Origin of the sequence: Pseudomonas sp. (genome assembly GCF_035277045.1) — a bacterium.
Classification (GTDB): Bacteria; Pseudomonadota; Gammaproteobacteria; order Pseudomonadales; family Pseudomonadaceae; genus Aquipseudomonas.
In genome coordinates this window covers 1-6,710 of the sequence record NZ_DATELE010000226.1, presented here as the reverse complement: position 1 = coordinate 6,710, position 6,710 = coordinate 1, and the positions used below count along the sequence as shown (strand labels likewise).

Here is a 6,710-nt window from a genome sequence, read left to right as displayed (position 1 = left end):
CGCGATGCGCGATTGCCCAACCTGTACCTGGTCGGGGCCGGCACCCACACTGGCGCGGGCGTGCCGGGGGTGATCGGCTCGGCCAAGGCCACCGCTGGCCTGATGCTTGAGGACCTCCACGCATGAGTGCGCCAATGGACGACCCGACGCTGCTCGAGCACGCCCACCAGAGCATCGCGGTGGGTTCCAGAAGCTTTGCCGCCGCCTCGCGTCTGTTCGACGCACCGACGCGCCGCTCGGCCGTGATGCTCTATGCCTGGTGCCGCCACTGCGACGACGTGATCGACGGCCAGCAGGCCGGCCATGATGCCGTGCCCGTCAGCCGTCCCCAGGCCGAGCAATGCCTGGCGCGGCTGCAGGCACAGACCCATGCGGTCTACCAAGGCCAACCCTTGAGTGATCCGGCCTTCGCCGCCTTGCGCGACGTGGTGCGCCGCCACCACGTGCCACGTGGCGAAGCGCTGGACCTGCTTCGCGGCTTCGAGATGGACGTGGCCGAGTACCGCTACCGCACCTTCGACGACACCTTGCAGTACTGCTACCACGTGGCTGGCGTCGTCGGGCTGATGATGGCGCGGGTCATGGGCGCCAGCAGCGCGACGACCCTGGACCGTGCCTGCGACCTGGGCCTGGCGCTGCAGCTCACCAACATCGCCCGCGATATCATCGAGGACGCCCGGGTCGGGCGCTGCTACCTGCCCGAGCGCTGGCTCCAGGACAAGAACATCCCCGCGCAGCGCCTGGCGGACCCCGTGCACCGCGCTGCCGTGGCCGATCTCGCCCGCCAGTTGATCGAACACGCAGAGCCCTACTACGTCAGCGCGCAGGCAGGTCTTGGCGCCCTGCCCTGGCGCTCGGCCTGGGCGGTGGCCACGGCGGCGACGGTGTACCGCCAGATTGGCGTGAAGGTGCTGGCGGCCGGCAGCCACGCCTGGGATGCACGGGTATCCACCTCGAAGGGTGAAAAGACCGCGGCGGTGCTCACGGGCCTGTGGCGTGCGGTCAGTTCGCGCTGGCGTCGCTGGCCGGAGCGCCCCGCCCGGCTGTGGAACCGTCCGCGCCCGGTCGGCGCAGCGGCCCCTGGTGCTGGGCGCGAAGCTGCGCACGCAAGCGATCGATAGGCGGGGCGTACAGGAAGCCGAACGACACGCAGCGCTCCTTGCCCTCCACGGCATGGTGCATCAGATGCGCCTGGTAGAGCCGCTTCAGGTAACCGCGTCGCGGCACTACCCGCCACGGCCAGCGATGATGCACCAGGCCGTCATGCACGACGAAGTACAGCAGGCCATAGGCGGTCATGCCGGCGCCGATCCACTCCAGCGGGTGCATGCCGCTGGTGCCCAGGGCGATCAGCACGATCGCCAGCCCCGCGAACACCGCCGCATACAGGTCGTTCTTCTCGAACCAGCCCTCGCGCGGCTCATGGTGCGAGCGATGCCAGCCCCAGCCCCAGCCGTGCATGATGTGCTTGTGAGCGAGGTAGGCCACCGCCTCCATGGCGGCCAGGGTGGTCAGGAAGACTAGGGTGTTCGCGAGCATGGCCGGTCCTGGCTGCTGTAAGGGTCATTGTTGCTCTGAGGGCCCGAAGGCCCCGATCGTTCAGTGCGTCAGGCCACTATCGACCCTGGCATCGATCGCGCGCAACCGCCAGTGGCCGGGTGGTGTTCAGGCAAGCAGGCTCACCGTCTTGATCGCGGCCAGATGCACCGGATAAAAGCCGTACCCCCAACGCCCCACGGGCCAGACCGAAGGCAGGCCCTTGAGCCGCAGCAGGCCCGTGCCAAACGGCACCGACGCCCAGGCGGTGGCCAGCACGAGCCACACGAAGGGCTCCAGGACATGGGCCATGAGCCAGGAGTTGGTCAGGTTCGCGGCCATCGCCAGAAAGCCGGGCAGCATCCACCACCCGCTTCCTCTGGCCATTGCCAGCACTAGCGCGGCGGGCAGCAGCACGCCCGGCAGGCCGTACATAAGGGTGTCCTCCGCCAGGGTCGAGACGATCACCGCAATCAGGGCCAGTACGCCGCCCAGGCGCGTGGGATGGTGCACGCCCCAGGCGACCAGCAGCCCGAGGGTCAGGGTCGGCATCACGTTGAGCGTCGCCGAGCCGTTGTCCAGCCAACGATAGGGCCACTCGGACAGCACCGAGAACAGCACCAGCCAGCCCAGGTAGCGGCCATTGAATGGGGTGAACAATGCGCCGGCCGGCGAGCGCGCGACATTGGCCGCGATCGCCAGGCAGAACCACGGGAACGCCAGGCGCCCGATCACGAACAGCCACTCGGCCTCGGGCCACAGGTAGCGCAGGTGGTCGGCGATCATGCTGAGGATCGCCAGCCACTTGAGCAGGTCCAGGCCGGCGTTGCGTGCGGTCACTGGGCGTACGCTTCGGCGCCCAGGTACTGCCGGGTCCAGCGGGCCAGCGGCAGGGGCGGCTGCTGGTCGACGATGCGCCGCCAGATCAGCGCCATGTCCTGGGCATTGAACATCGAGGCGGCGCCCGAGCCGCGCCACATCTCCGGCGTCACCGGGGTCCAGCGGCCCTGCTCATCGCGGGCGGCCATCTTGAAGCGGAAGGTGTAGTTGCCCGGGTTGCCCATGCGCAGGTCGGTCACCACCAGGGCATCGCCGACGATGTCGTAGCGCAGCCAGTCGCCGGTGAACCAGCGCAGCCGCTCATGCAGCGGCGCGTCGTCGAGCATGCCGCGGGCGTCGAGATTGAGCGGCTGGCGCAGCCATTCGGGCGGTTCGCGATCGAACAGGCTGCTGATGCCCTCGTAGTACTGGCCGTCCGGGGTCTTGGCGATCACTCGCCAGACCAGGCTGTTGAAGGCGATCGGCACGGCGCGCACCTGGGTGACGGCGATCCCTTGCTTATCCAGTGCCGCGTGGAAGCGCTGCTCGGCCATCACCCGCCCGCCCAGGCCGAAGCCCAGGTAGGCGGTGCTGAACGCCAGGGCGGCGAGCAGCACCGGCACCCCGCGCCCGGTGAAGCTTTTGACCGCGGCAAAGATCACCGCCGCCAGCAGCGGCACGGTGTAGACCGGGTCGATGATGAACACCGCCGCCCAGCTCTCGGGGATCGAGTGGATCGGCCAGAACAGCTGGGTGCCATAGACCGTGAAGGCGTCCAGCACCGGGTGGGTGACCAGCACCAGCCAGAACGCCAGGAACAGCCTGGGCCCGCTGTAGCCCTTGTCCGGCCAGCGCCTGCGCGCCACGCTGGCGACCAGCCAGGCCAGCAGCAGGGCCAGGCCGGTGAGCATGAAGATCGAGTGGGAAAAGCCCCGGTGAAAGGTCATCTGCGAGACCGGGTCGGCGTAGCGGATCACCACGTCCAGGTCTGGCACCGTGGCCAGTGCCGCGCCGTAGAACAGCGAACGCCGGCCCTGTACCTTGCCCAGAACCGCGCCCTGCAAGGCGGCGCCCAGTACGGCCTGTGTCAATGAGTCCAATGTGGGTTCCCCTGCTGGTTGGTCAGGGGAACGTAACACAGGGGCGGGTGCGCTGTGGATTGCCCCGAGGGAGATTCGGGCCGGCACTTGCACTGTCTGCGCTGACCCCTTCGCTGGACAGGGAACAAAGACAGAACCTCCCACAGGACCCGGCTACGCCCGCGGTCGTGTGCTGCGACGCTCGGCCGCGTCGTCCCGCGCTGCCTGCAACTGGAAATCGAAATCCAGCCGCGCATACCGCTGGCCGTTGTCCTCGTGGAACACCACGTCACCCACCAGCCCCTCCCGGGTGGCGTAGGCAAAGTCATCCCACAGGTACTTCTCTCCCGACAGGTTGATCTGCGTGGTCAGGTGGCGATACCCCGGTGCGCTGATGAAGAAGTGCACATGGGCCGGCCGCTGGCCGTGGCGCCCGAGCTGGTCGAGGCACTCCTGGGTCGGGCCCTGCGGATCGCAGCCATAACCGGACGGTACGAGGGTGCGCGCACGGTAACGCCCTTGGTCGTCGGTGACGATGCGCCGGCGCAGGTTGTACTCGGACTGGCCAGGGTCGAAGAACGAATAGGTGCCCTTGGTGTTGGCATGCCACAGGTCGACCGTGGCGCCGGCCAGCGGCTGGCCGTGGGGATCGAGCACCTGGCCTTCGAGCAGCATCAGGGTCGCGACCCCCTCCTCGCTGCCGTCATCCATGCGCGCCTCACCTACGCTCAACGGTGCGCCAGCGACATACAGCGGGCCTTCGATGGTGCGCGGCGTGCCCCCGGCAAGCCCGGCCTCGGCGTCCTTGGCGTCCTGCAGCAGGTCGAGGAAATGCTCGACGCCCAGGCCCGCCACCAGTAGCCCGGCTTCGCCACGCCCGCCCAGCCGGTTTAGGTAGTCGACCGCTGTCCAGAACTCGTCCTCGCTGATGTCGAGGTCCTCGATCAGCCGGGCGGTGTCCTGCAGCAGGCGCAGGACAATGCGCTTGAGGCGCGGGCTGCCAGTGTCGTTGCCAACGCCTGCGGCCTCTTGGAAAAATGCCTGCAGCTCGGCGGTGTGGGAGATTTTCACGGTCATGAGTGTGTACCTTCTGTTGTTCTTGTAGAGGCGCGAATCAGCGGTCGTCGGCGTGGACCGAGGACGGGTGGCGGCACAGCCCGTCAACCTCGATATCCATGTACGGGAACAGCGGCAGCTGCATCAGGGTGTCGTGCAGCGCCTCGACGCTGGGCACGTCGAACACGCTGTAGTTGGCGTAGTGTCCGGCGATGCGCCACAGGTGGCGCCAGGTGCCCTCGCGCTGCAGGCGCTGGGCGAGTTCCTTTTCCTCGGCTTTGAGCGTCGCCGCCCGCGCCGGGTCCATGTCGAGGGGCAGCTTCACGGTCATCTTCACGTGGAACAGCATGGTGGTTCTCCTTGAGCGTCAGTCGGGGGTCAGCGCCGGGCGAAACGGGCCAGTCGCGCTTCATCGAGGGTCAGGCCGAGGCCTGGGGTATTGGGCACGTGCAGGTGGAAATCGCGGTACTCCGGGCCCTGAGTGACGATCTCTTCGGTGAGCAGCAGTGGCCCAAACAGCTCGGTTCCCCACGTCAGTTGCCGCAACGTGAGAAACGCGTGGGCCGAGGCCAGGGTCCCGACCGCGCCTTCCAGCATGGTCCCGCCGTACAGGGCGATGCCCGCGGCCTCGGCGATCTGCGCGGTGCGCAGCACGGCGCGTGGGCCGCCGTTCTTGGCGATCTTGAGCGCGAACACGCTGGCGGCGCCGTCGGCCGCGAGACTTAAGGCATCCTCGACGCTTTCGATCGACTCGTCGGCCATCACCGGCGCCAGGCTGCGCTGGTTTAGCCGTACTTGCCCGCCGCGATTGACCCGCGAGATCGGCTGTTCGATCAGATCGATGCCGTTTTCGCCCAGTACCTGACAACCCCGGATAGCCTGGGATTCGTCCCAGTACTGGTTGACGTCGACGCGCACGCTGGCGCGGTCGCCCAGGGCCTTCTTGATCGCCACCACGTGGCGCAGGTCCTGCTCCAGCGGCTTGGCGCCGATCTTAAGCTTGAAGAGGCGGTGGCGGCGCGCGTCGAGCATCTGCTCGGCTTCGGCGATGTCGCGCGCGGTGTCGCCGCTGGCCAGGGTCCAGGCCACTTCCAGGCTGTCCCGCACACGCCCGCCGAGCAACTCGCTGACCGGCAGGCCCAGGCGCTTGCCGTGGGCGTCGAGCAAGGCCGTCTCGATACCGGACTTGGCGAAGGTGTTGCCCTTGGCGATCTTGTCCAGCTTCTGCATGGCCGCGTTGATGTTGTCGGCCGCCATCCCAGCCAGCGCCGGAGCCAGGTGCGCGTCGATGTTGGCCTTGATGCTCTCGGGGCTTTCGTAGCCATAGGCCAGGCCTCCGATAGTCGTGGACTCGCCGATGCCCTCGACGCCGTCGCTGCACTTCAGGCGCAGGATCACCAGGGTCTGCCGTTGCATGGTGTGCATGGCCAGCGTATGCGGGCGGATGGTCGGCAGATCGACGATGAGCGTCTCGATGCGATCGATCACAGGGTGTGTCATGAGGATTCTCCAGTCGAATCGGTCTGGGCACGATGTTCAGCCCAGGTCGCCACCGCCCACGGGCAGGGTGACGCCGGTGATATAGGAAGCCTCGTCCGAGGCCAGGAAAAGGATCGCGCCCACCTGTTCGTCAATGGTGCCGTAGCGTTTCATCAGGCTGCTGTCGAGGGTCTGGTCGACGATCTGCTGGTACCAGGCCTGTTCGTCGGCACTCGGCTGCGCGCTGTTGCGCGGGATGCGCCGGGGTGGCGCCTCGGTGCCCCCGGGCGCGGTGGCATTGACGCGCACCCCACGCCCGGCGGTTTCGAAGGCAAGGCAGGCAGTGAGCGCGTTGACCCCACCTTTGGCCGCGCCATAGGGCACACGGTTGACGCCGCGGGTGGCGATGGACGAAACGTTGACGATGGCGCCGCTGCCCTGCCTGAGCATGTACGGCAGCGCGGCATGGCAGCACCACAGTGTCGGAAACAGCGAGCGGCGCACCTCGGCCTCGATCTGCGCCACCTCGTAGTGCTCGAAGGGCTTGGCCCAGATGGTCCCGCCCACGTTGTTGACGAGAATATCCAGGCGGCCGAAGGCCTCTACCGCCGCGGCCATGACCCGCGCGCAATCGGCGTGCTGTTCAAGGTCGGCGGTCAAGGCCAGCACGCCTTCTCCTTGCAGCTCGAAGACCAGCTCGGAGCGGTCCACCGCCACTACCTTCGCGCCCTCGGCCAGCAG

Annotated in this window: 8 protein-coding genes; 1 reads left to right on the top strand and 7 read right to left on the bottom strand. The window is 67.8% G+C overall.

Features of this window, described 5'->3' with window-relative positions; genetic code table 11:
• The first annotated feature begins 122 nt into the window (after nt 1-122).
• Nucleotides 123-1,121 (top strand): phytoene/squalene synthase family protein, encoded by a 999-nt coding sequence (locus VJS90_RS13265; RefSeq protein WP_414704940.1) that lies wholly within the window; start codon nt 123-125, stop codon nt 1,119-1,121.
• Here VJS90_RS13265 and VJS90_RS13260 read toward each other — a convergent pair.
• The 7 genes from VJS90_RS13260 to VJS90_RS13230 form a co-directional block, all read right to left on the bottom strand.
• Nucleotides 1,003-1,539, bottom strand: coding sequence for a sterol desaturase family protein (locus tag VJS90_RS13260; RefSeq protein ID WP_324122107.1), 537 nt, complete (start codon nt 1,537-1,539; stop codon nt 1,003-1,005). The genes VJS90_RS13265 and VJS90_RS13260 overlap by 119 nt on opposite strands.
• 126 nt (nt 1,540-1,665) lie before the next feature.
• A complete protein-coding gene (locus VJS90_RS13255; RefSeq protein ID WP_324122106.1) occupies nt 1,666-2,376 on the bottom strand; it encodes a TraX family protein in 711 nt (236 codons plus the stop codon).
• Entirely contained in the window at nt 2,373-3,455 is a 1,083-nt protein-coding gene (locus VJS90_RS13250) for a metal-dependent hydrolase (RefSeq protein ID WP_324122105.1), read from the bottom strand. The genes VJS90_RS13255 and VJS90_RS13250 overlap by 4 nt, the downstream gene beginning before the upstream one ends.
• A gap of 153 nt (nt 3,456-3,608) precedes the next feature.
• Nucleotides 3,609-4,511 carry a catechol 1,2-dioxygenase gene (gene catA, locus VJS90_RS13245; protein WP_324122104.1) on the bottom strand — a complete coding sequence of 301 codons (903 nt, stop codon included), beginning with the start codon at nt 4,509-4,511 and terminating at the stop codon, nt 3,609-3,611.
• 37 nt (nt 4,512-4,548) lie between these two features.
• Nucleotides 4,549-4,839, bottom strand: coding sequence for a muconolactone Delta-isomerase (gene catC / locus VJS90_RS13240; RefSeq protein WP_324122103.1), 291 nt, complete (start codon nt 4,837-4,839; stop codon nt 4,549-4,551).
• Between the two features lie 29 nt (nt 4,840-4,868).
• Nucleotides 4,869-5,990, bottom strand: a complete 1,122-nt coding sequence (locus VJS90_RS13235; RefSeq protein ID WP_324122102.1) for a muconate cycloisomerase family protein — start codon at nt 5,988-5,990, stop codon at nt 4,869-4,871.
• Nucleotides 5,991-6,026: 36 nt separating this feature from the next.
• A partial coding sequence (locus VJS90_RS13230; protein WP_324122101.1) for a 1,6-dihydroxycyclohexa-2,4-diene-1-carboxylate dehydrogenase occupies nt 6,027-6,710 on the bottom strand: 684 nt, incomplete at its 5' end.